The organism is Idiomarina rhizosphaerae, from assembly GCF_024159085.1.
Lineage (GTDB): Bacteria > Pseudomonadota > Gammaproteobacteria > Enterobacterales > Alteromonadaceae > Idiomarina > Idiomarina rhizosphaerae.
Genome location: NZ_JAMZDE010000001.1, coordinates 422,205 through 445,546 on the forward strand (window position 1 = coordinate 422,205; position 23,342 = coordinate 445,546).

At 46.3% G+C, this 23,342-nt stretch carries 22 protein-coding genes; 14 read left to right on the top strand and 8 right to left on the bottom strand.

Annotated elements, in window-relative coordinates:
• The first annotated feature begins 57 nt into the window (after nt 1–57).
• The 3 genes from fadB (at nt 58) to tusA (ending at nt 3,905) form a co-directional block, all read left to right on the top strand.
• The gene (gene fadB, locus NJR55_RS02035) at nt 58–2,214 is read left to right on the top strand and encodes a fatty acid oxidation complex subunit alpha FadB (protein WP_253617393.1); all 2,157 of its coding nucleotides are present in this window, start codon (nt 58–60) and stop codon (nt 2,212–2,214) included.
• 20 nt (nt 2,215–2,234) lie between these two features.
• The gene (gene fadA / locus NJR55_RS02040; RefSeq protein ID WP_253617395.1) at nt 2,235–3,398 is read left to right on the top strand and encodes an acetyl-CoA C-acyltransferase FadA; all 1,164 of its coding nucleotides are present in this window, start codon (nt 2,235–2,237) and stop codon (nt 3,396–3,398) included.
• Nucleotides 3,399–3,665: 267 nt separating this feature from the next.
• Nucleotides 3,666–3,905: a sulfurtransferase TusA gene (gene tusA / locus NJR55_RS02045; protein WP_253617397.1), complete on the top strand. Its 240-nt coding sequence runs from the start codon at nt 3,666–3,668 to the stop codon at nt 3,903–3,905.
• Between the two features lie 18 nt (nt 3,906–3,923).
• Here the strand turns inward: tusA and NJR55_RS02050 are convergent, their stop codons facing one another.
• Together NJR55_RS02050 and NJR55_RS02055 are read right to left on the bottom strand one after the other, a co-directional pair.
• Nucleotides 3,924–4,415, bottom strand: coding sequence for a GNAT family N-acetyltransferase (locus NJR55_RS02050; RefSeq protein ID WP_253617528.1), 492 nt, complete (start codon nt 4,413–4,415; stop codon nt 3,924–3,926).
• Between the two features lie 16 nt (nt 4,416–4,431).
• The gene (locus tag NJR55_RS02055; RefSeq protein ID WP_253617398.1) at nt 4,432–5,031 is read right to left on the bottom strand and encodes a DNA-3-methyladenine glycosylase I; all 600 of its coding nucleotides are present in this window, start codon (nt 5,029–5,031) and stop codon (nt 4,432–4,434) included.
• A gap of 93 nt (nt 5,032–5,124) precedes the next feature.
• On the opposite strand from NJR55_RS02055, the gene glyQ reads away from it, so the two are divergent.
• Nucleotides 5,125–6,045 (top strand): glycine--tRNA ligase subunit alpha, encoded by a 921-nt coding sequence (gene glyQ / locus NJR55_RS02060; RefSeq protein ID WP_253617400.1) that lies wholly within the window; start codon nt 5,125–5,127, stop codon nt 6,043–6,045.
• A gap of 12 nt (nt 6,046–6,057) precedes the next feature.
• On the top strand, nt 6,058–8,124 hold the full coding sequence (gene glyS, locus NJR55_RS02065; RefSeq protein WP_253617401.1) for a glycine--tRNA ligase subunit beta: 2,067 nt from the start codon (nt 6,058–6,060) through the stop codon (nt 8,122–8,124).
• A gap of 91 nt (nt 8,125–8,215) precedes the next feature.
• On the opposite strand, the gene gyrB is transcribed toward glyS, so the two are convergent.
• From gyrB to dnaA, 4 genes are read right to left on the bottom strand one after another with little or no spacing between them, the layout of a single operon-like run.
• Nucleotides 8,216–10,633 carry a DNA topoisomerase (ATP-hydrolyzing) subunit B gene (gene gyrB, locus NJR55_RS02070; protein ID WP_253617403.1) on the bottom strand — a complete coding sequence of 806 codons (2,418 nt, stop codon included), beginning with the start codon at nt 10,631–10,633 and terminating at the stop codon, nt 8,216–8,218.
• 15 nt (nt 10,634–10,648) lie between these two features.
• Nucleotides 10,649–11,713: a DNA replication/repair protein RecF gene (gene recF / locus NJR55_RS02075; protein ID WP_253617404.1), complete on the bottom strand. Its 1,065-nt coding sequence runs from the start codon at nt 11,711–11,713 to the stop codon at nt 10,649–10,651.
• A gap of 13 nt (nt 11,714–11,726) precedes the next feature.
• Nucleotides 11,727–12,830: a DNA polymerase III subunit beta gene (gene dnaN / locus NJR55_RS02080; RefSeq protein WP_011233266.1), complete on the bottom strand. Its 1,104-nt coding sequence runs from the start codon at nt 12,828–12,830 to the stop codon at nt 11,727–11,729.
• Between the two features lie 31 nt (nt 12,831–12,861).
• Nucleotides 12,862–14,226: a chromosomal replication initiator protein DnaA gene (gene dnaA, locus NJR55_RS02085; RefSeq protein ID WP_011233265.1), complete on the bottom strand. Its 1,365-nt coding sequence runs from the start codon at nt 14,224–14,226 to the stop codon at nt 12,862–12,864.
• Nucleotides 14,227–14,631: 405 nt separating this feature from the next.
• Here dnaA and rpmH point away from each other — a divergent pair, with 405 nt between their 5' ends.
• From rpmH to NJR55_RS02120, 7 genes are all read left to right on the top strand, one after another.
• A complete protein-coding gene (gene rpmH / locus NJR55_RS02090) occupies nt 14,632–14,766 on the top strand; it encodes a 50S ribosomal protein L34 (protein ID WP_011235863.1) in 135 nt (44 codons plus the stop codon).
• Complete coding sequence (rnpA, locus tag NJR55_RS02095) at nt 14,759–15,136, top strand: ribonuclease P protein component (RefSeq protein ID WP_253617406.1); 378 nt, start codon at nt 14,759–14,761, stop codon at nt 15,134–15,136. Before rpmH ends, rnpA begins: the two co-directional genes overlap by 8 nt.
• Nucleotides 15,088–15,399, top strand: coding sequence for a membrane protein insertion efficiency factor YidD (gene yidD / locus NJR55_RS02100; protein ID WP_011235861.1), 312 nt, complete (start codon nt 15,088–15,090; stop codon nt 15,397–15,399). The genes rnpA and yidD overlap by 49 nt, the downstream gene beginning before the upstream one ends.
• Nucleotides 15,396–17,057, top strand: a complete 1,662-nt coding sequence (gene yidC / locus NJR55_RS02105; RefSeq protein WP_253617408.1) for a membrane protein insertase YidC — start codon at nt 15,396–15,398, stop codon at nt 17,055–17,057. Before yidD ends, yidC begins: the two co-directional genes overlap by 4 nt.
• Nucleotides 17,058–17,112: 55 nt before the next feature.
• Nucleotides 17,113–18,489, top strand: coding sequence for a tRNA uridine-5-carboxymethylaminomethyl(34) synthesis GTPase MnmE (gene mnmE, locus NJR55_RS02110; RefSeq protein WP_253617410.1), 1,377 nt, complete (start codon nt 17,113–17,115; stop codon nt 18,487–18,489).
• Between the two features lie 315 nt (nt 18,490–18,804).
• Complete coding sequence (locus NJR55_RS02115) at nt 18,805–19,176, top strand: Interleukin family protein (RefSeq protein ID WP_253617411.1); 372 nt, start codon at nt 18,805–18,807, stop codon at nt 19,174–19,176.
• Nucleotides 19,177–19,425: 249 nt separating this feature from the next.
• Nucleotides 19,426–21,105 carry an FUSC family protein gene (locus NJR55_RS02120; protein ID WP_253617413.1) on the top strand — a complete coding sequence of 560 codons (1,680 nt, stop codon included), beginning with the start codon at nt 19,426–19,428 and terminating at the stop codon, nt 21,103–21,105.
• Here the strand turns inward: NJR55_RS02120 and NJR55_RS02125 are convergent.
• A complete protein-coding gene (locus NJR55_RS02125; RefSeq protein ID WP_253617415.1) occupies nt 21,094–21,339 on the bottom strand; it encodes a GIY-YIG nuclease family protein in 246 nt (81 codons plus the stop codon). The two genes, NJR55_RS02120 and NJR55_RS02125, sit on opposite strands and share 12 nt — an antisense overlap.
• 76 nt (nt 21,340–21,415) lie before the next feature.
• Here NJR55_RS02125 and gloA point away from each other — a divergent pair, with 76 nt between their 5' ends.
• Nucleotides 21,416–21,970 (top strand): lactoylglutathione lyase, encoded by a 555-nt coding sequence (gloA, locus tag NJR55_RS02130; RefSeq protein ID WP_253617417.1) that lies wholly within the window; start codon nt 21,416–21,418, stop codon nt 21,968–21,970.
• Nucleotides 21,971–22,016: 46 nt separating this feature from the next.
• On the opposite strand, the gene NJR55_RS02135 is transcribed toward gloA, so the two are convergent.
• The gene (locus NJR55_RS02135) at nt 22,017–22,511 is read right to left on the bottom strand and encodes a protein tyrosine phosphatase family protein (protein ID WP_253617419.1); all 495 of its coding nucleotides are present in this window, start codon (nt 22,509–22,511) and stop codon (nt 22,017–22,019) included.
• A 58-nt stretch (nt 22,512–22,569) separates the two neighbouring features.
• On the opposite strand from NJR55_RS02135, the gene NJR55_RS02140 reads away from it, so the two are divergent.
• Nucleotides 22,570–23,019 (top strand): flavodoxin domain-containing protein, encoded by a 450-nt coding sequence (locus tag NJR55_RS02140; RefSeq protein ID WP_253617421.1) that lies wholly within the window; start codon nt 22,570–22,572, stop codon nt 23,017–23,019.
• The last annotated feature ends 323 nt before the right edge of the window (nt 23,020–23,342 follow it).

The window sequence follows — 23,342 nt, forward strand, 5'->3', positions numbered from 1 at the left end:
ATAGCAGAATCAGTTTCTTTATAGCAACAAATTAATGGAAGTCGTGGGAGACCCAAGATGATCTATCAAGGTGAAAGCATTCGGGTCGATTTTATCGAACCAGGTTTCGCAGAATTACAATTTGATGCGAAAGGCTCGGTTAATAAATTCGACCAGGCAACATTAGAAGAATTCAGTGAAGCACTGACAAAATTACAAAACACTGACGATTTACGTGGCGTCATTGTTACCAGCAGCAAGTCGACCTTTATTGTCGGCGCTGACATTACTGAGTTCCTGACACTGTTCTCTGATCAGGAAAAAACCCGCAGCTGGGTAGCAAAAGCATCGCGCGTATTTGACCAGTTGGAAGACCTGCCAGTACCAACCGTTGGTGCGGTTAAAGGTTTCGCATTAGGTGGAGGCTGTGAAGCATTATTAGCCTGTGACTACCGCGTAGCGGATACCACAGCAACTATTGGCCTGCCAGAAGTTAAACTGGGCCTTATTCCGGGCTTTGGCGGCACCATGCGTTTACCTCGCGTAATTGGTCCGGACAACGCGCTTGAGTGGATCACTACGGGTAAAAACAACAAAGCGGAAGACGCGCTTAAAGTCGGTGCAATTGACGCCGTTGTTGAGCCAGAAAACCTGACAAAAGCAGCACTCAACTTAGCTAAAGCGGCAGCAGCCGGCCAGCAGGACTGGAAAGCCAAGCGCCAGCCTAAGTTAGAGCCGCTGAAAGCTAACGACACCGAGTTGATGATGACCCTGGTGACAGCTAAAGGCTTAATTGCAGCCAAAGCAGGCAAACACTACCCGGCTCCTCACAAAGCTTTAGAAGCGATTGAGAACGGCGCGCGCGAACATCGCGAAGGCGCACTGAAAGCAGAAAACAACGCGTTTTTCGACTTAACTCAAACCGACGCTTGTCAGGCACAAGTTGGTATCTTCCTGGCGGATCAGGCAGTTAAAAGTAAGTCTAAGAAGTACGCTAAAGCCGCAACCAAAGAGATTAAAACGGCAGGTGTTTTAGGTGCAGGCATTATGGGCGGCGGTATCGCTTACCAGTCAGCGCTTAAAGGCGTACCGGCTGTTATGAAAGACATTAAGCAAGACGCTTTAGACTTAGGCATGAAAGAAGCCGGCAAGATCCTGAAAAAAGGTGTTGAGCGCGGTAAGGTAAACAACGAGAAGATGATTAAAATCTTGTCTTCTATTACGCCTACGTTGCTAAATGAAGCCGTTAAAGACGTTGATATTGTCGTAGAAGCCGTTGTTGAAAACCCGAAAGTTAAAGGTTCGGTATTGGCTGAAATTGAAGGTGTGATTGGTGATGACGCTATTCTGACTTCAAATACCTCGACCATTTCTATTACGGAGCTGGCAAAGAACCTGAAGCGTCCTGAGAAATTCTGCGGCATGCACTTTTTCAACCCGGTACACAAAATGCCATTGGTTGAAATTATCCGTGGTGAGAAAACCTCAGATGACACCGTTAATGCAGTAGTCGCCTACGCGCTTAAGCTAGGAAAAACTCCTATCGTTGTTAACGACTGCCCGGGCTTCTTAGTCAACCGTGTATTGTTCCCTTACCTGGCAGGCTTTGCCGGCATGGTTGATGAAGGCGTTGATTTCGTCGGCATCGACAAGGTTATGGAGAAGCAATTCGGCTGGCCAATGGGCCCTGCTTATTTGAGCGATGTGGTCGGTATCGACACAGCTGACCATTGTACCGTTGTTATGGAAGCTGGCTTCCCGACCCGTATGAAACGCGATGAGTCCAGCGCTATTGCTAAGCTGGCAGCCGCTGAGCGTTACGGTCAGAAAAACGGCAAAGGCTTCTATGTTTACGGTACCGACAAAAAAGGTAAGCCGACCAAAGAAGCAGATCCAGCCACTTACGAGCTATTAGGCTGTGAGCAAGGTAAAAAACTGGATGCTGACGAAGTCATTGCCCGCTGCATGATCCCTATGGTGAACGAAGTGGTTCGTTGCCTGGAAGAAGACATTGTAGGCTCTGCTGCCGAAGCAGACATGGCATTGCTTTATGGCTTAGGCTTCCCTCCATTCCGCGGCGGTCCTTTCCGTTATCTGGAAACGCTGGGCATGGAAAACTTTATTCAACTGGCAGACAAGTACGCGCACCTGGGTGAAATCTATCAGGTCACTGACGGCATGCGCGAAATGGCTAAAGCCGGTAAATCTTACTTTGACACAACCAGCGCGAAGTAAGGCTTGAGGAGGTTATTAAAATGAAAGACATCGTCATTGTAGATTGTATTCGTACGCCAATGGGGCGTTCAAAAAATGGTGTTTTCCGCCATACTCGTGCCGAAGACCTCTCAGCTGCGCTGATGAAGGGCTTACTTGAGCGTAACCCGGAAGTTAACCCGGAAGAACTGGAAGACATTTACTGGGGTTGTGTACAACAAACCTTAGAGCAAGGCTTTAACATTGCGCGTAACTCGGCACTCATTGCTGGTATTCCGCATAAAGTGGCCGGTGTAACGGTTAACCGTTTGTGTGGTTCATCAATGCAGGCTCTGCACGACGCAGCGCGCGCTATTATGAACGGCGACGGCGACATCTTTATGGCCGGTGGTGTCGAGCACATGGGTCACGTACCAATGACTCATGGAATTGACTTTCACCCGGGAATGAACAAGTCGGTAGCGAAAGCTTCCGGCAGCATGGGTATGACCGCTGAGTTGTTGTCACGTAAGTTTGGTATTACTCGCGAGCAACAAGACGAATTCGGCGCACGCTCACATAAGAAAGCGCACGAAGCCACAGTTGAAGGTCGCTTCGCTAAAGAAATTCTGCCAATAAATGGCCATAACGCTGACGGCGAACTGGTTCGTGTCACAGAAGACGAAACAATACGTCCGGAAACCACTGCTGAAGGTCTGTCACAGCTTCGCCCGGTGTTTGACCCGGCCAACGGTACAGTGACAGCAGGCACCTCGTCAGCCTTGTCTGACGGCGCTGCTGCCATGTTAGTTATGTCCGCTGACAAAGCCAAAGAGCTTGGCCTGACGCCACGTGTTAAAATTCGTTCAATGGCGGTTGCGGGCTGCGATCCATCCATTATGGGCTACGGTCCGGTTCCGGCAACAGAAAAAGCGCTGAAACGTGCTGGCGTGTCTATGGACGACATCGATGTTGTTGAACTGAACGAAGCCTTTGCCGCACAGTCACTGCCTGTTCTTAAAGGCTTAAAACTGTTCGACAAGATGGAAGAGAAAGTGAACCTGAACGGCGGTGCTATCGCTTTAGGTCACCCACTAGGTTGTTCTGGCGCACGTATCTCAACCACGCTGATTAACCTGATGGAAGAAAAAGATGCGAAGCTTGGCCTAGCGACCATGTGTATCGGCTTAGGTCAGGGTATTGCGACTGTGTTCGAGCGCGTCTAGAAAGAAACGGGGGCAGCTGGGTAGTTTACCTTTCTGCCCTACGAAAAAGGGGCCGGGAAGGCTCGCCCCTTTTTATTGTCAGGAAAGACTCAGAAACACGCCGTAAACCCATCCCTGGGGGCTTGACTGCAGCCATCCATGGCTGCAGACAGTTTCTGAGTATTTCCCGCCAACAAGCAGCGGGTCAATTCTCCCCACTCCCCTGACTCTTACGCAAGCAAAGTGCTAAACTATCCAGTAATTACACTTAACGTCTTTAAAAAAATAATGACTCAAATTAACTGCGACAAAGAGCTGAACACCTTAGGCCTTAAATGCCCGGAGCCCGTTATGCTGGTGCGTGCGACTATTCGTAAAATGGATGTTGGTCAGGTTTTACTGATTATTGCGGATGATCCCGCAACAACCCGGGATATTCCGGGCTTTTGCGAATTTATGGAGCATGATTTGGTGGGCTCTGAAACAGAAGAAACGCCTTACCGTTACTGGGTTAGGAAGTCACATTAATAACCTGACGCGGGTGCGTCAGGCGTTTTCTTTATTCAGATACAACTCCCAAAATTCCGCTTTACCTACGTCACCTAATTCATAAGGTGCAAAGCCGAAGTTCTCATAGGCTTTTTTCGCCCGGTCATTGTTCTCAAGCACTTCCAGAGTCAATTTTACGCAGCCGCGAAATTCCGCCAGCGTTTTCACTTCTTCTAAAAGCTTTTTAGCAACGCCCTGCCCCCGGTATTCGGGAATAACGGCTATGTCATGAATATTCATTAACGGTTTTGCTGCGAAGGTTGAGAAGCCTTCTACACAGTTTGCAACGCCAACCGGAGTGTCACCATCGTAGGCCAGTAAAGAAAAGACATGGTCTCGTTTTGCCATTTCGTCTATTAAGCTTTCTTTGACGTCATCTGATATGCCCTCGCCACCACCCATTGGGTCTTTGGCATAAGCGTCCAGCATGGAAATAACGGCATTACGGTGTTTGGGGTTGCTGTAGTCCGCAAGAGTAATTTCTATCATTCTTCCTTCGCTCATTTTACAACGTAAACTGTTTCATTTGGTCAGCAACAGGCTGATAACAATGACAGCTAGTAACATGGTCGTTCACCATACCAACTGCTTCCATAAAAGCATAGCAAATGGTCGGACCGACAAACTTAAAGCCTTCCTTTTTTAACGCTTTTGCCATGCTTTGGGAAGCCTTGGTTTCTGTTGGGATCTCACTTTGCGTTGGGTACGCATTAATAATCGGTGAGCCACCTACAAACTCCCACAGCCACTGCTCAAATTTAACGCCCTTTTCTTCCATTCTTATATACGCTTCAGCGTTAGTAAAAATGGCATCAATTTTGGCCTTGCTGCGGATAATATCACGGTTGCTGTACAACAATTCACGATCAGCGTCACTCATTGCCACAATAGCTTGTGGGTCAAAACCTAAAAAGGCTTTCTCATAGCCGGCCTGTTTACGCAGAATGGTTAACCAGCTAAGCCCCGCCTGCTGCCCGTCCAGACACAATTTAGCAAAAAGTTCTATCGGGTCGCTTACCGGACGCCCCCACACATTGTCATGATAAGCGCGGTAGTCGTCAGTAGATTCACACCAGGAACACCGTTCTGGCTGATTATTTGTCATGCCTTCCCCTATAACCAAGGCGATTCAGAGGGTATAATCTACGCATATTTTTCGACCTTCGGTCAACCACAAATAACAAAGCAGAGAATGCGTATGTCGACGTACGATGTGAAAACCTTTCAGGGGCTTATTCTTGCTCTTCAGGATTACTGGGCTCAGCAAGGCTGTGCCGTGGTTCAACCACTAGATATGGAGGTTGGTGCGGGTACCTTTCATCCAATGACCTTTCTGCGCTCATTAGGCCCGGAGCCAGCCAGTTTTGCCTATGTGCAACCCTGCCGCCGCCCTACCGATGGCCGGTATGGTGAGAACCCAAACCGCCTGCAGCACTATTATCAGTTTCAGGTCATTATGAAACCATCGCCTAAGGACATTCAGGAGCTTTATCTGGGGTCTTTAGAAATGCTGGGATTTGACACACTAACTCACGACATACGCTTTGTAGAAGACAACTGGGAATCTCCTACTCTGGGTGCCTGGGGCCTGGGCTGGGAAGTTTGGCTTAACGGTATGGAAGTCACTCAGTTTACTTACTTCCAACAGGTAGGCGGTATCGAATGTCGCCCTGTGGCCGGAGAAATTACCTACGGCCTGGAGCGTTTGGCCATGTACATTCAGGGTGTGGACAGCATCTACGACCTGGTCTGGACCGACGGCCTTCGCGGTAAGATCTTGTATCGCGACGTTTTTCATCAGAATGAAGTTGAGCAATCGACTTACAACTTTGAATACGCTGACGTTGATGTACTTTTCCGTCGCTTCGACGACTGCGAAAAAGAATGTGAGCTGTTAATAGAGAAGTCCCTGGCTTTACCCGCGTACGAGCAGGTTATGCGCGCATCTCACGCCTTTAACTTACTGGATGCCCGACACGCTATCTCTGTGACCGAAAGGCAGCGCTACATACTGCGCGTCAGAACCATGGCAAAAGCCGTTGCCGAAGTCTATTACCAGACGCGTGAAGCTCTTGGCTTCCCTTTAGCCGACGATAAAAACAAACCAGCAGCGAACTAAGGAGAGCAGAGCGTGCAAAAAGAAAACTTATTAATTGAGTTAGGTACTGAAGAGCTTCCTCCAAAAGCCTTAAAGTCGCTGCGTGACAGCTTAAAGTCGGGTGTTGAGTCAGGCTTAAAAGGCGCAGAACTCAGTTTTGATAGCATCGAGGCGTATGCAACCCCTCGCCGACTAGCCGTTCTGGTGAAACAAGTTGAAACCGAACAGCAGGACAAAGAAGTCGAGAAGCGCGGGCCAGCAGTAAATGTGGCCTTTGACGATACCGGCAAGCCAACTAAAGCTGCCGAAGGCTGGGCACGTTCAAACGGTATTACTGTAGAGCAGGCTGACCGCCTTAAAACAGACAAAGGCGAATGGCTGCTGCATAAGGCCACCGTAAAAGGTCAGACGCTCTCTGACTTAGTTCAGGGTATTCTGGAAGCGGCAATCAAAACCCTACCTATTCCGAAGCCGATGCGTTGGGGCGATAGCACCGCACAGTTTATTCGCCCTGTGCACACGCTCACTGTCATGCTGGGAAGCGAACTTATTGAAGCTGAAATTCTGGAAACCAAGAGTGCTCGTTTTATCCAGGGCCACCGCTTTCATTCGCCCCAAGGTTTTGAGCTCGATCATGTCGACAATTATTTATCTAAGCTGCTTGAAGCGAAAGTGATCGCTAACTTCGAAGAGCGTATTGAAACCATTCAGTCAGAAGTATCACGTCTTGCCTCAGAACTCGGCGGCCAGGTTATTCAGGATGACGAGTTAGTTGAGGAAGTTGCAGCCTTGGTGGAATGGCCCGTTGCTTTAACGGCAAGTTTCGATCAAGGTTTCCTCGCGGTACCAAAAGAACCGCTTATCGTTACCATGAAAGATGACCAACGTTACTTTCCGGTGGAAGATGGCAAAGGTAACTTACTGCCACAGTTTATTTTCATTACCAATATTGAAAGCCGTGACCCTCAGCAGATCATTAAGGGTAACGAGAAAGTCGTTCGCCCTCGCCTGGCGGATGCACAGTTTTTCTTTGAGTCTGATAAGAAAACGACTTTAGAATCGCGAGTTGCTGCACTGGACTCTGTTCTGTTCCAAAAAGAACTGGGTAGTATTGGCGACAAAGCTCGTCGTATATCGGTGTTAGCAGGGAAAATTGCAAACCAGTTAACTGCCGACGTAAAAGCGTCAGAACGAGCCGGTCTGCTGTGCAAGGCCGATTTGGTTTCCGATATGGTTTCTGAGTTCCCTGAAACCCAGGGCGTCATGGGTAAACACTATGCGTTAAACGACGGCGAAAGCCCGGTAGTAGCCGAAGCAATAGAACAGCACTACTGGCCTCGTTTTTCCGGTGACGAACTGCCTTTAACTAAAGAGGCTTGTGCCGTCGCTTTAGCGGACAAACTGGATACGTTGGTTGGTATATTCGGTATTGGTCAGGTACCTAAAGGTGACCGTGACCCATTTGCTTTGCGCCGTGCCGCTCTAGGTTTGTTGCGTACTCTGGTAGAACGAGAGCTTTCATTAGACTTACATGAACTGTTAGCGTCATCCGTCGAAGGCTTTGGTGACAAGCTATCAAATAACACTGTCGCTACTGATGTTTTCGATTTTCTACTCGGTCGTTTTCGTCCCTGGTACCAGGATCAAGGCATTTCCGTCGATGTTATCCAGTCGGTACTTGCCCGTTCACCCTCTAAGCCAACGGACTTCGACCAAAGGGTAAAGGCTGTTCAGTCATTTAAGTCTATGGATTCTGCTGCCAGCCTTGCCGCAGCCAATAAGCGGGTGGGTAATATCCTGGCAAAATCAGACGAAGAGATATCCGGTAACGTGAATGAAGTTCTTTTGCAGGAGGAGCCTGAAACAGCACTTTACCGGTTAGTTAAACAAACGGAAGACGTTGTTAAGCCGCTTATTGCTGATGGTAAATACAGTGACGCCCTAACGCATTTATCAGAGCTTAAAGAGCCTGTGGATGCGTTTTTTGAGCATGTCATGGTTAACGCAGATGACGGCAAAGTCCGTATTAACCGCCTGAACTTGTTGTTCCGCTTGCGTCAGCTCTTCTTGGAAATAGCGGATATTTCTTTGCTTCAGTAACTAACACTTTGATTTTTAATAAATAAAAAGCCGGCTTCATTTTCATGAGCCGGCTTTTTTGTTGCCTATTACTTAATATCGCTGTTAAGCCTTAGACGTCCAGGTTAGCAACTTTAAGAGCGTTCGATTCAATAAAGGCTCTACGCGGTTCAACTTCATCACCCATTAACGTGGTGAACAGTTGATCAGCGCCGATAGCGTCTTCAATCGTTACCTGAAGCATACGACGAGTATCAGGATCCATCGTAGTTTCCCACAACTGGTCAGGGTTCATTTCGCCCAGACCTTTGTAACGCTGAACGTATAAACCTCGTTTAGATTCGCTAATTAGCCACTCAACCGCATCAACAAAGTGATTCACCGGTTGCTTCTTCTCACCACGGAGAACATAACCACCCGCTTCAACCAGAGAATCAATCTCTTCGCCAAGAGTCACTATTTGTTCGTAGTCTTTAGACATTAAGAACTCATAGTTCAGCGGGTAATCCGTGTCGACACCGTGTTGACGAATCGTCGTCGACGGTAACCACATCTTACGTTCGGTATCTTCATGCAAAGAAACGGTATAAGTTGCCGAGTTAATTTCACGGGCGGTTAGGTCATCATTTAACGTTTTAACCCACTTCTCCATGTAATCTTTATCTTTCAAACGATCATCCGTTAAACGAGGCGCATAGAACAGGCGCTGTAAGAAACGTTCAGGCATACGGCGGCTTAAGCGCTTAATATTTTCCTGTGCCATCTGATAGCCGTTAACCAAAGTTTCGAGCTTCTCACCAGAAATACCTGGAGCAGTTTCATTAACATGTAAAGACGCATTATCTAGGGCTAGACTGGTTAAGTAGCGAATCAACGCAGGGTCATCTTTAATATAAACTTCCTGCTTGCCCTTCTTCACTTTGTACAGTGGAGGCTGAGCAATATAGATATATCCGCGCTCAATAATTTCAGGCATTTGACGATAGAAGAACGTCAACAGCAAAGTACGAATGTGTGATCCATCAACGTCCGCATCCGTCATAATAATAATACGGTGATAACGTGTTTTATCCGGGTTGTACTCATCACGGCCAATACCACAGCCCATAGCAGTAATTAGTGTACCAACCTCGACGGAAGACAACATTTTGTCAAAACGCGCTTTCTCTACGTTAAGAATTTTACCTTTAAGTGGCAAAATCGCCTGGTTTTTACGGTTACGACCCTGTTTAGCGGAGCCGCCTGCAGAGTCACCCTCCACTATATAAAGTTCAGACAGTGCCGGGTCTTTTTCCTGACAATCTGCCAATTTACCGGGTAAGCCCGCAATATCCAGAGCACCTTTACGGCGTGTCATTTCACGTGCTTTACGAGCGGCTTCACGAGCTCTTGCTGCATCAATAATTTTATTGATGATAAGCTTCGCTTCGCCCGGGTTTTCTAATAAATAATCCGCTAACTGCTCGTTCATTGTCTGCTCAACAGCAGATTTCACTTCTGATGAAACCAGCTTGTCTTTTGTTTGAGACGAAAACTTAGGATCAGGAACTTTAACCGAAATAATAGCAGTCAGGCCTTCACGCGCGTCGTCACCTGTTGCAGAGGTTTTGGATTTTTTATTATAACCCTCTTTTTCCATGTAGGTGTTCAATGTACGCGTCAAAGCGGCACGGAAGCCGGCTAAGTGTGTACCACCGTCACGCTGAGGAATGTTATTGGTAAAACAATAGATGTTTTCCTGGAATGAGTCATTCCACTGCATACTGACTTCAACACCAATACCGTCTTCTCTTTGTATTGTGAAATAGAAAGCTTTTTGGTGAATTGGCGTTTTGTTCTTATTCAAGTAATTAACAAAGGCAGCAATACCGCCTTCGTATTTAAATATATCTTCACGGTCGTCACGCTCATCGCGCAACCGAATACCAACACCAGAGTTAAGGAACGAAAGTTCGCGTAGGCGCTTAGCCAAAATATCGTAGTGGAATTCAGTATTGGTAAAAGTTTCATGGCTAGGCCAAAAACGCAGTTCTGTACCTGTTGTATCGGTATCGCCAACAGGTTTTACATCACTATCAGGTTCACCCATGTGGTAGGTTTGCTCGTAAACTTTACCCTGTCTGCGAATTGTTAACTGCAGCTTCTCAGATAGTGCGTTTACAACAGAGATACCAACACCGTGTAAACCACCAGATACTTTATAAGAGTTGTCGTCGAATTTACCGCCGGCGTGCAGTACGGTCATAATAACCTGAGCCGCGGAAACACCCTCTTCTTCATGTATATCAACTGGAATTCCGCGACCATCATCCTTCACGCTGACAGAACCATCAGAGTGGATGATAACCATAATTTCTGAACAGTGACCCGCTAAGGCCTCGTCAATAGAGTTATCGACAACTTCAAAAACCATGTGGTGCAGACCAGTTCCATCATCCGTGTCACCAATGTACATACCCGGGCGTTTGCGAACCGCATCCAACCCTTTCAGAACCTTGATACTCGATGAACCGTAATTATTTTCTTCCATAGTATTATCTCGATATCATTCGTTTATTACCCCATGTTCCACGTGGAACATTCGGGGTGATTTTTGAAATTTATCCGACAACTGCTTTCCAGTAATTGCGGTGATAAACACTTGTGCGTCTAGATTTTCTAACTCACGACAGAGTAACGCCTGGTTTCTTGAATCAAGCTCTGACGTTAAATCATCGACTAAATAAATGCAGGGTTGCCTTTTTATTTTTTGGTAATGCTTCCCTTGCGCTAACTTTAAAGCGGTTATCGCGGTCTTTAATTGTCCGCGAGACAGGCGATGTTTTACTTCCACCCCGTCCGCTATCACTTTTATATCTGCCTTATGTGCCCCAACTGAGGTAAAGCCGTATTTCTTATCTTTCTCTGTATGGCTTTCTAAGGCGCCAAATAAGCTTTGGCTAGTATCCCAGCCCGATTTTAATCGAACCTCCATTGTAACATCGGAGAGAAAAGATTTCGCTAGTTCTTGTATATAATCATTCAGTTCTTCTAGGTATTTTTCGCGACTTTTACTAATGCGTTCACCATAATAAGCCAACTGCTCCTTCCAATATCTGTCTTCTCTTACAGGAAGCGAGCGTTGCTTGAGTAAACTGTTTCTTTGTTTGAGGAGTTGAGTGTACGCAACCCAGTCGGAATAAAAGGAGTGTTCCACGTGGAACACTCCCCAGTCTATAAACTGTCTTCTCTGCCCCGGACCTTCCAATAAAATATCGACGGACTCGGGCGTTAATAGTTGTACCGGTACCAAGCGGGCGACATCGGACATACGCTGAACATTGCCGCCATTCAACCTAAGCGACTGCTCACCGTCGGCGCTGCGTCTTACACCTATAGCGTAATCTTGGGAACGGCAAAATACAGTAAAGCCCTGGTTTCCTTCTTTAATCAACTGACGAAAACCACCCGGCCGAAAAGAACGCCCAAAGCCGAGCAAATAGATAGCTTCAAGCAAGCTCGTTTTACCGGAACCATTATCGCCGGTAATCACATTAATTTTTGGGCTGGGAGATAGAACCACTTCTGAAAAGTTTCGGAAGTGGCTTAAATTCAACGTCTCAATGAACATTTATGAGGCAGGGTTACAAACGCATCGGCATAATAACGTAACAGCAAGACTCATCGTGCTGAGGTTCAATTAAAGCACTGCTGTTTGAATCAGACAGAGTAAAAGAAACTTGTTCGTCATCAATATTATTTAAGACATCTAGTAAATAGCTAACGTTGAAGCCAATTTCCAGATCATCGCCTTGATAATCCACTTCTATCACTTCTTCCGCTTGTTCCTGCTCGGGGTTCGTCGCCGTAATGCAAAGTTCACCACTACTCAAGTTCAAACGCACACCGCGAAACTTCTCATTAGAAAGAATGGATGCCCGCCCAAAAGACTGACGCAAGGCATCACGATGGGCAACAATGACCTTGTCTCCACCGCTCGGTAAGACACGGCGGTAATCAGGGAAACGGCCATCTACCAGCTTACTTGTAAAAACAAGCTCTGGTGTTTCCACTCTAATATGGTTGTTTCCTATCGACACCGACACTTCCTGATCGTCATCACCTAGCAACCGAAGTAACTCGACCACACCTTTACGCGGAACAATCACCTGGCGTTGAGCCAAACCTGGCTGATCAATAGCACAAGTGCTCATGGCTAAACGGTGGCCATCGGTCGCTACGGAACGCAACATGCCGTTATCGGTTTCGAACAACATGCCGTTTAGATAATAACGCACGTCCTGATTCGCCATGGAGAAATGCGTTTTTAACATTAAATCTTTTAACACCGCCTGCTCTGTTACCAAATGAATGTCGCTTTTCCAGTCGTCGATATTTGGAAAGTCATCTGAAGACAGGGTACTCAATTTAAATTTGCTGCGACCAGATTTAACCGTGGCACTGTCTTCCTGCGAGGTAAACTCGATGGTCGAACCCTCAGGTAAGCTGCGCACAATATCCAGCAACTTCTTCGCTGGTACAGTAACAGCCGCATCCATATCGGCTGACTCGAGCGGTACAGCCGAAACCAGTTCAACCTCAAGGTCTGTTCCGGTTAGTTTAAGCTGACCGTTATCGACCTGGAGCAACAAATTCGAAAGAATAGGTAAGGTATGCCGCCGTTCAACAGCGCCACTTACAACCTGCAGCGGCTTTAAAAAAGCATCGCGGTTAATTGAAAATTTCATGACTGAGTCCCCTGTTTATAACGACATACTTTTATGACGACAATGTACGAATTAGATTTCGATAATCTTCTTTAATGTCGTGCTGCGCATCTTTTAATTCTTGTATCTTCCGACAAGCATGCAAAACCGTTGTGTGATCACGACCGCCGAACGCGTCGCCTATTTCCGGTAAGCTATGATTGGTCAATTCCTTAGCTAACGCCATTGCTAACTGGCGCGGGCGCGCTACCGAGCGGCTACGGCGTTTTGATAAAATATCGGCTAACTTAATATTATAGTATTCCGCTACCGTCTTCTGAATATTATCAATAGTAACTAATTTTTCCTGGGCGGCAATTAGGTCACGCAAAGCTTCACGCACAAAATCAATAGTTATAGGCCGGCCAGTGAGTTGCACGTTTGCGACAACCCGGTTCAATGCGCCTTCCAGCTCACGGACGTTTGAGCGCAAACGTTTAGCAATGAAAAAAGCCACTTCGTGGGGCATATGCAAACCACGCTCGTCCGCTTTACGCATTAAAATAGCCACCCGGGTTTCTAATTCCGGCGGCTCAATGGCTATAGTAAGGCCCCAGCCAAAACGAGACTTCAGTCGATCTTCCACTCCGTCTATTTCTTTCGGGTAAAGATCGCTGGTCATAATGATTTGCTGATTACCTTCCAACAACGCATTAAAGGTATGGAAAAACTCTTCCTGCGAGCCTTTTTTATTCGCAAAGAAGTGAATATCATCAATCAATAACGCATCGACAGAACGATAGTAGCGCTTAAACTCATTGGTTGAACTGTTACGTATGGAATTCACCATGTCCTGCACAAAACGTTCGGCCCGAATGTAAAACACCTTGGCGTCCTTTTTGTGCGCCATAATGCCATTACCAACCGCATGCAAAAGGTGAGTTTTACCTAAACCGGTACCACCATAAACAAACAGAGGGTTATAAACGCCACCAGGATTCTCTGCTACCTGAATAGCCGCCGCACGCGCAAGCTGGTTTGACTTACCCTCTACGAAATTATCAAAGGTGTATTCGGGGTGAATATTGCTTTCAAAAGGAACTTCCACATCGGTGTTACCTGACGAGAAATTAGGTGTTTTTCTACGGGTTGCTGCCGCGCGTTGCGGTGAGCCGCTATCACGTTGTGTTGGCGAAGCTTCCCCAACTTTTAAAACCACGTTAGGTACTTTGTCATCACACAAAGCTTCTAAATAGGTATTAATGGTTTTCAGGTATTTATCACGCACCCAGTCGACCGAATAAATATTCGGAGCAAACAAGGTTAATGTTTCGCCATTTAGTTTGGCTTGTAGGGGTCTGATCCACGTGTTGAACTGCTGTAACGGTAACTCCGATTGCAGTCGCTCTGCACATTGTTGCCAAAGCGAATTATTCACACTCTTCTCCTGGATCGTTTCTTTATAAACATAACCAAAGATTGTACTTCACTCAGCTAATATTCGCTAGCACAAACTGCCTGAAAACGGCGTGAATAAAGGAGTTAAAAAATAGCCATTCAAACCAAAACTGGCGCATAAATTGCTTAAAAGCTCACATTGCCACAAAATCGGAAAACAAAGCAAATAGTGAATAACTGTTATTTTATCCACATTATTAATGTTATAATCTCAACAGATTGTGGATGATATTATTTTAGGATTTATTGCCTAAAAAAGCCTCTGGTCATTGACTCAATGAGAAAAGATCGGTAAGATCCGCGCTCTAAAAAATTCCGTTCACGTTTGGTTTCAACTTATTCGGCCAGCGTGGGAAATAGCAAACTGACCGATGGAATATTAGTTATGAAAAGAACATTTCAACCAAGCGTATTAAAGCGCAAGCGTTCACACGGTTTCCGTGCTCGCATGGCAACAAAAAATGGCCGCAAAGTACTGGCTCGTCGCCGTGCACGTGGTCGTAAAGTACTGAGTGCATAAAAGTATCTCATACGGAAGGGAGTTACGTCTGTTAACTCCCTCTCATTTCCAGACTGTATTCTCAAACCCTCCTGTAAAAGCCGTTACTGCTCATGTCACTATGTTGGCAACCCCCAATGAGTTAGGCCATCCACGTATTGGTGTTACCGTCAGCAAAAAGCGGGCTAAGCGCGCCGTTGACCGAAACCGCATAAAACGACAAATACGTGAAACCTTCCGTTTAAGGCAACATAAAATTCCCGCTTTCGACATTGTAATTATTGCTAAGCAGGGTATTGTCGAGCAGGATAACGCCGCATTACGGGATACGTTGAATTATTTATGGCGAAAATTAGCAAAGCGTTGCGAACAATACCAATCGCATTCATAAAGGTTTATCAGTGGTTTATCAGTCCACTGCTGGGCCCGCGTTGTCGTTTTTATCCATCTTGCTCACATTATGCCTGTGAGGCCATACAAAAACACGGTACAATCCGTGGCATTGGCCTTGCTGCAGTGCGAATCAGTAAATGTCATCCCGCTCACGAGGGTGGCTATGACCCGGTTCCACTTGCTAAGCAAGACGCCAAGCCAGAAAATAACAGCGAATCCGAATCTTTACTAAATCAGCCAACAGAGACGAAATCACTATGAATTCGCCACGCACGATATTATTTATTGCCTTTTTAGTGGTGTCTTTCTTCCTATACCAGAATTGGATGGTGGAAACCGCACCCGGAACAAAAGCACCCGAAAACGTTACCTCAACACAATCGAGCAATAACGCTGAAAACAGCGATGTGCCCTCAGGCAGTTCAGCCGTTTCGGCAGACGTTCCGGAAAGTGATCAGCCCGTTATAAGCCAACAGTCTGAAACCACAATTCGTGTCCGCACCGACGTGCTAGATGTTGAGATAGATACCCGCGGTGGTGATGTTGTTTCTACTCACTTACTGAAGTTTGCCAAAACTCAGGGCTCCGAAGAACGCTTTCAGCTTCTGCAAAACAGTTCAAACAACGTCTACGTCGCTCAGTCAGGTCTAATTGGCCCAGACGGAATCGACGGCAAAGAAGGTCGCCCTTCTTATAACTACGAACAAGAAAGTTACGAGTCTACAACCGAGGTTATTGAGGTTCCTTTAACCTACACGGCAGAGAACGGCGCTGTTTATCGTAAAATATTCACTTTCACTCCGGGCAAATACACCGTCGATGTTCGTTTCGAAGTGGAAAATAACACCGACAAAACGCTTAACGCACAGTTCTACGGGCAGCTAAAACGTTCAGCGACATCGGGCGAAAGCGGCAACATGATGATGCCGACGTATTTTGGGGCAGCTTACTCATACGACGAAGATAAGTTCGAAAAATATGACTTCGACGAAATGCAGGACAAAAAACTTAACGTTACCTCGCAAACTGGTTGGGTCAGTATGCTTGAGCACTACTTTGTTTCTGCATGGGTGCCAAAACAAGGCCAGCAAAACCGCCTGTTTTCTCGTGTAGCCAATGGTAACCAGGCAATCATTGGCGTTATTTATCCAATGACTGAAGTTCAGGCAGGCAGTTCGGAAACCATTGAGTCACAGCTTTATTTAGGGCCAAAAGACCAAGATGCCATGGCACAAGTTGTTGAGCATTTGGACTTAACCGTCGACTATGGTTTTCTTTGGTGGTTAGCCCAACCTATATTCAAACTGCTGCAGTTCTTACAAAGCATCGTTATTAACTGGGGTCTGGCTATCATTCTGACCACCGTTATTGTTAAAGCGCTATTGTTCCCGCTAACTAAGGCACAATACGTTTCAATGGCTAAGATGCGCATGTTGCAGCCAAAAATGACGGCTCTGCGTGAGCGTTATGGCGACGACAGACAGAAAATGTCCGGCGCCATGATGAAGCTTTATAAAGAGGAGAAAGTGAATCCTCTGGGTGGTTGTCTGCCCATGCTTTTACAGCTTCCAATATTCCTGGCACTGTACTGGGTTCTGCTGGAAAGTGTTGAACTGCGCCATTCTGCTTTTGTGTTCTGGATACAGGATCTGTCAACCAAAGATCCATACTACATCCTGCCTATTTTAATGGGTGCCAGTATGTTCCTGATGCAGCGACTGCAGCCGACACCGACAGCTGACCCGATGCAGCAGAAACTGTTCCAGTATATGCCGGTTATCTTTACCGTCTTCTTCCTGTGGTTCCCATCGGGTCTGGTACTGTACTGGCTGGTCAGTAACTTGATTACCATTGCACAAATGCTGATCATTTACCGTGGGTTGGAAAAGAAAGGGATTAACGTTCGAAACAAGAAGTAATCCAGCATTAAGGCCCGGCTAATGCCGGGCTTTAGTCCGTTTGGGAGCAGCAAAAATGCAAACTGAAACAGATTTTGACGACACCATAGTAGCTCAGGCAACGCCTCCCGGACGCGGTGGTGTTGGTATTGTTCGCGTGAGCGGAAAAGCCTGTAAAGAGGTTGCAGAAAAGCTGTTAGGTCACTGCCCCAAGCCTCGTAAAGCAGAGTACCTGCCGTTTTACGATTTACAGAAACAACTGTTGGACGAAGGTATTGCCCTCTTTTTCCCGGGTCCGAATTCCTTTACCGGAGAAGATGTCCTGGAGCTGCAAGGCCACGGCGGGCCAGTTCTTATCGATATGATCATTAAGGCGATTCTGGAAATTCCCGGAATTCGCCCTGCTCGTCCCGGTGAATTTAGCGAACGTGCATTCTTAAACGACAAGCTCGATCTCACCCAGGCGGAAGCTATTGCCGATTTAATTGATACCAATTCAGAGCAAGCCGCAAAAGCCGCCTTACAAAGCCTAAAAGGCGAGTTCTCTCACAAAATTGATCAGTTGGTAGACGCCGTTATTCATCTGAGAATGTATGTTGAGGCGGCCATCGACTTCCCTGATGAAGAAATCGATTTTCTTACCGATGGTAAGGTCTCTGGCGACTTAGCTGAAATTATCGACCAACTGTTCCACATAGAACAGGAAGCCAAACAAGGCACGCTTATGCGCGAAGGCATGCGCATTGTTATTGCCGGACGCCCCAATGCGGGTAAATCCAGTTTGCTTAACGCGCTGGCGGGTCGTGAGTCTGCCATTGTGACGGAAATAGCAGGAACCACACGCGATGTTCTGCGTGAACACATTCAAATAGATGGCATGCCACTGCATATTATTGATACCGCTGGTTTACGCGAAAGCCCCGACCACGTTGAGAAAATAGGTATTGAACGCGCCTGGGATGAAATACGCCAGGCAGACCGCGTGCTGTTTATGGTTGATAGTCAGGAAACCTCCGCCATTCATCCCGACGATATTTGGCCAGAGTTTTTCACTCAGTTACCAGACGACATGCCCTACACCGTTATTCGCAATAAAGTCGATTTATCGGAAGAGCCTACAGGTATAGATGAACATAACGGCATTCCAGTTATTCATCTCTCCGCCAAAACCGGGCATGGCATTGAATTGCTTAGAGAGCACCTAAAACATTGTGTTGGTTACAGCGCAACCTCCGAAGGCAGTTTCATGGCAAGACGCCGCCATTTAGAGGCCCTGGCAAAAGCGAAACTCCACTTACTGCAAGGTCAGGAACAGTTAGAAGCCAATATGGCCGGCGAAATACTCGCCGAAGAACTGCGTCTGACGCAACAACACCTCAATGAAATCACCGGTGAATTCACTTCTGATGACCTCCTCGGCCAGATTTTTGGTTCGTTTTGTATTGGTAAATAGATCAGTACCTCAATACGAGTCTGAAAATACCGACGAGCACGCCGCAAAAGATCAATTGCCTACATCTGATTCTCCGCATTTGCACCGAGCCGGAAGTACTGTCTGCCGCACTTGAAACTAAAGGCGAGTTCCCAAACTGGTGTAACGCAAAAAATAGTCCATAACTATAAGAAACCCTGAGCTTATCTCATCCTGACTTTCAATTAGCGGTTCGTATAATTATTTTTTACATTTAACATTAAATACACTTGCTACTTTGATATCTATAATTACTCTTAGTCTATGTGAATCGATAAAGTTATGGGTACAAAGCACATGAACATTAGCCATTCAACCATGGATTTATTTTTCGCCTACAATCGTGAGGTGGGTAATGTATCGTCATTGGAAAAGGCGATAACGAAATTCGCTGACTACGCACAGAACGGTCAAACACCTGAAATGAGAGAACGATATGCTCAGGCAGTTAAGGATATTAAAGAACACCACCTCCCCAAAGCTAGGGAGCAATTGGATAGTTTAGGAAAAAGTCTAAAATTAGAAGATGGGAAATTAGGTCAGCCACTTTCTCTTGAAGAGCTTGAGGAAACTAAGAAAGATAAAACCCGCTTGAGTTATAGCCATTCTGGAGATATTCAATCTTATCTGGACGATCCCTCTGGTGAATACGTTTCAACAAAATCTTAAATATTTCACCACTGCACTTTCAGTTTTTACGTCTGATGTTTAGTGTTTCCTACCATTTCAGTGCTTCAATACCACCTTTTCAATGAATCGCTTAGCGGCATTACTATTGTAATTTTACGCTCACTTACTTTTGCAATAACATCAACCGTCAAATTCCGAGATATTACTGGCAAGTCATCCATAATCCGATCCATTATAATCAACGGCAATATAGTAAATAACCAAGTTTCCATAAGGTAAGGGACATCAGTGAAAGACAAGTTAGCGCAATGGGGGTTTGACTATGTTCGCCTGCGGTTTGGCTTTCGAACCGGCGTTGCTGCCTGCTTATCTCTTGTCATTGCCTGGGCTATGGGCTTAGAGCATCCTCAATGGTCTGCTATGACGGTTTGGGCCGTTTCCCAGCCAACTCGTGGTCTTCTTATAGAAAAAGCCGCATACCGGGCGTTAGGCACTCTTTTAGGGACTATGTTCGGAATGGTGCTGGTGGTTTCTGCCGGTAGCGAGGTCATTTGGCTGGTGGCAGGATTAACTCTGTGGGTATCGCTTTGTGTCTACACGGGTAATTTGCTGCACGGGCTTATTTCTTACGGCACCATACTTGCCGGATATTCAGCGTCCATGGTGGTTTTGCTAACACAAAGCTCAGACGCACTCATGCCCCTGGGGATTGACCGTTTACTCACGGTTTTTGTCGGCATTATGACATCACTCGTTATTGGCTGGGCTTTTACTTATAAAAGAGCGGAACAAAGCTTAATTAACCAACTTCGCCGACAAACCGCGGCTAATTTACAAGATATTAGCCGCTACTTCGCCGATCCGGACAATAACGATTTAAACCTTGCCGATAAGTTATCAAAACTGGCAGCACTGGAATCTAAATTACTCGATCACGGTACCGGCTCTGTTAGTGCTCACGAATCGGCTAAAACATTACGCGTGGTCATTAACAGCCAACTGGGTTTTCTGGCCGAACTGAATATTCAGGAGCCAGAAAAAAGCCAAGAAGTAAGCAATTACTTACTCGAAGCGTCAAATAAATTAAATGCATCCGCTAAACGAACTGAAATTGTAGAGCCTCTCAGAAATGCGCTACAAACCATTAAAAACGCTGCGTTGAAAAAGCGCTTTAATGAATTTGTTGAAGCGACCAATGACCGGTTATCTTTTCGTGATTCAGGCAAAACCGCCACTTCCACCTTACTCAGCAAAACCATTTTGCATCGTGACTGGTTGGGTGCACGCCAGGCGGCCATACGCACTTTAGTTATTATGGGGCTCATTGGCGCAAGCTGGTGGTATACCGGATTATTTCAGTTCGCTTATTTAATGCTGGGCGCATCGGTTATGTTGACGCTGTTTTCCACCGCAGACAACCCGGCATTAACCATGAGATATGTGTTTTTCGGGCAGTGCGCCGGCGCGCTGACAGCGGTGCTTATACAGGCAACAGTCTGGCAGTACCAGGACTCCATTTTATGGATGCTGGTTGCTTTAATGCCGGTTATTTTGCTGGCGGGTTTTCCTATGGCTCATCAAAAAACGGCGAACGGCAGTATGGACTTCAACCTGGTCTTTTTACTGTTAATGCAGCCCTCTATCGGTTATTCGTTCCACCTTGGTCATTCAGCGAGTATTGCTCTGGCCGTGATTGCTGCTCCCCTGCTTTCGTTAATTGCTTATCGCCTTATTTATCCAACCAATTTAAAAGCGCGTTATCAAAGCTTACTGCAAACTCTAACTGAAGAAATTGACCAGCTGAACAAAACAAAACTCACCGAAAGCCAGTACAAACGACGTAAAGCACGTTTCTACCATCGCGTTATAAAGCTCACGCAAATTAGCGACAAACTGGGAATTAAAGACAAAGACGCTATTCTCGGGCACCTTTTAACCGGTCAGAAACGATTAAATTCAACCGGCTAACTCAACCTTTTTAGCGCGCGGCCAACGCTTTATTTCATATTCCCGTTTGCATGCTTTCGCTCTGTTCGGATGTTTCTCACTCCAGACAAGCACCACAGGACGACGGGCTCGCGTGTACTTAGCGCCTTTTTTATCGTTCGTATTATGCTCAGTCACACGCCGTTCAATGTCCGTTGTGACACCGGTATAAAACGTATTGTCTGCACATTTAATTAGATAAACCGACCAGCTCACGGCTTGAACTCTCTCCTGCTAAACCCAATACATAGTGTAACAACAGTTACTCAATGAACCGACTAAGGATGACATTATGAGCAGACATTTTGATGAAGCCAAGGGTTTGTCTGAACAACACGACCCGGCAACACACGACTTTGTGTTTAACCAGACCATGTTTCGCATTAAAGACCCGGAACGCACCTTAAAGTTTTACAGTGAGGTTTTGGGTATGACTCTGGTTAAGCGTTTCGACTTTCCGGAAATGGAGTTCACGCTGTATTTCATGGCTGCCATGTCGCCGGAACAACGTAAAGACTGGTCAACCGATAACGACAAACGCATTGAACAAACCTTTGGTCGGCCGGCCATGCTGGAACTAACTCACAACTGGGGCGACGAGAACGACGACTCCGTGTCATACCACAGTGGCAATGAAGAGCCCAAAGGCTTTGGTCACATTGGCTTCGCCGTTCCGGATATAGATGCGGCCTGTGAGCGTTTCGAGAAAATGGGCGTAGAGTTTCAAAAACGTCCGAACGACGGGAAAATGAAGGGGATTGCCTTTATCAAAGACCCGGATGGCTACTGGATTGAAATATTCACGCCAGAACGTCAACCGGAATTGCTGAAAGAGCATTTAAAATAACGACGACAAAAGGCCAGTTCACCGCATGAGCTGGCCTTACTTTTTACTACTCTGAAAGCATCGACTTCACTTTACCTTCCAGAGACGTCATTCCATGCTCCCGCCCGACTTCTAACGCGTTTTCTACCGACATGCCATCTAACCAGCCAGCGCGCAATGCCATTAACGCACCAACACGGTTGCTGGAAGCACAATGAACCAGCACGGTTTTATCGCTGTTCTTTAATAAAATACGGTCAACCAGGCGTGCATTAGCAAGCGTTACTCCATCGGCTCCATTGACCGGAACATGGTAATACGCCATACCATTACGGGTAACCACCGCCGCTTCCTCACTGTCGGTCATTTCTTTCTGCGACAACAAATTAATCACCACATCACCACCTTCATCAGCAAAGTCAGCCAATTGCTCGTTTGATGGTGTGCCCATCACCCATAACTTATCCGACACTAGCTTAGGTGACTCAATACCAGCAAAAACATTCGTTGAAACTATTGCTACACTAAAAGCGACTAATACATTAACCAGAGCTTTTACCATTTGGGTTCTCCTGTATGATTCTTGTGTTTTTAATAGTAGCAAATGAGTTAGAAATTTTATGACTGTCTTACATCTTTTAGTGGGTACAACTTCCGGAAATACCGAGTTTTTAGCCGATACCGTCAGCGAAAAGTTAAATCAGCAGGGCATTGAAACCGAGCTGCATTACGAACCGGAGTTTGAGAAGTTACCCAGCGATCAACCCTGGTTAATTTTTCTTGCCAGCCATGGTGCGGGCGATTATGCCGACTCCATGCTCGATTTCTACGACGAAATAAACGATCCCCAAAGCCCAGATTTAGCCGGACTGAACTATGCCGTAGTGGCTGTTGGTGAATCCTGTTATGACACCTTCTGCGAAGCCGGTCGACATTGCGATAAACGCTTACAGGAATTAGGCGGGACACAAATGACCGATCGTTTAGAAATAGACATGCTGGAAGACGATCCAGAAGAGAAGGCATTAAATTGGTTGCCCGCGATCGCTGACGCTGTAAAGGCTCTGTGATCATACCCACAGGCTTGTGCACAAGGATTTCAGCTTGTGATTAAGGTTGGAATAAGATCACTTAAGCACTGTCAGTGAAGTGGGTATAACACTGGGGATAAACTGATCTGTGTATAACTACCCTACTTATCCACGATCTATGATCCCAGTTCAAGGCCACTTATCTACAAAGAGTGATCTTGCTCTAGAATACATAAAAAAAGGGCTTCAGCGATCTATTCACAGAAAACCGCTGACTAGTAGTAATAGTAATAAAAGATCTAAATAAGATCCTTTACTGATCTTCTTTAAGATCTTTAACAGCACTGAACGAAATTTAACCA

Bases quoted from the DNA above. Each gene is read 5' to 3' on its own strand.
- recF (WP_253617404.1), bottom strand. From the start codon at position 11,713: ATGTTCATTGAGACGTTGAATTTAAGCCACTTCCGAAACTTTTCAGAA.
- gloA (WP_253617417.1), top strand. From the start codon at position 21,416: ATGAGCAGACATTTTGATGAAGCCAAGGGTTTGTCTGAACAACACGAC.
- mnmE (WP_253617410.1), top strand. From the start codon at position 17,113: ATGCAAACTGAAACAGATTTTGACGACACCATAGTAGCTCAGGCAACG.
- rpmH (WP_011235863.1), top strand. From the start codon at position 14,632: ATGAAAAGAACATTTCAACCAAGCGTATTAAAGCGCAAGCGTTCACAC.
- glyQ (WP_253617400.1), top strand. From the start codon at position 5,125: ATGTCGACGTACGATGTGAAAACCTTTCAGGGGCTTATTCTTGCTCTT.
- yidC (WP_253617408.1), top strand. From the start codon at position 15,396: ATGAATTCGCCACGCACGATATTATTTATTGCCTTTTTAGTGGTGTCT.
- fadB (WP_253617393.1), top strand. From the start codon at position 58: ATGATCTATCAAGGTGAAAGCATTCGGGTCGATTTTATCGAACCAGGT.
- dnaN (WP_011233266.1), bottom strand. From the start codon at position 12,830: ATGAAATTTTCAATTAACCGCGATGCTTTTTTAAAGCCGCTGCAGGTT.
- fadA (WP_253617395.1), top strand. From the start codon at position 2,235: ATGAAAGACATCGTCATTGTAGATTGTATTCGTACGCCAATGGGGCGT.
- NJR55_RS02140 (WP_253617421.1), top strand. From the start codon at position 22,570: ATGACTGTCTTACATCTTTTAGTGGGTACAACTTCCGGAAATACCGAG.
- yidD (WP_011235861.1), top strand. From the start codon at position 15,088: ATGGCGAAAATTAGCAAAGCGTTGCGAACAATACCAATCGCATTCATA.
- NJR55_RS02050 (WP_253617528.1), bottom strand. From the start codon at position 4,415: ATGATAGAAATTACTCTTGCGGACTACAGCAACCCCAAACACCGTAAT.
- NJR55_RS02055 (WP_253617398.1), bottom strand. From the start codon at position 5,031: ATGACAAATAATCAGCCAGAACGGTGTTCCTGGTGTGAATCTACTGAC.
- tusA (WP_253617397.1), top strand. From the start codon at position 3,666: ATGACTCAAATTAACTGCGACAAAGAGCTGAACACCTTAGGCCTTAAA.
- gyrB (WP_253617403.1), bottom strand. From the start codon at position 10,633: ATGGAAGAAAATAATTACGGTTCATCGAGTATCAAGGTTCTGAAAGGG.
- NJR55_RS02135 (WP_253617419.1), bottom strand. From the start codon at position 22,511: ATGGTAAAAGCTCTGGTTAATGTATTAGTCGCTTTTAGTGTAGCAATA.
- NJR55_RS02115 (WP_253617411.1), top strand. From the start codon at position 18,805: ATGAACATTAGCCATTCAACCATGGATTTATTTTTCGCCTACAATCGT.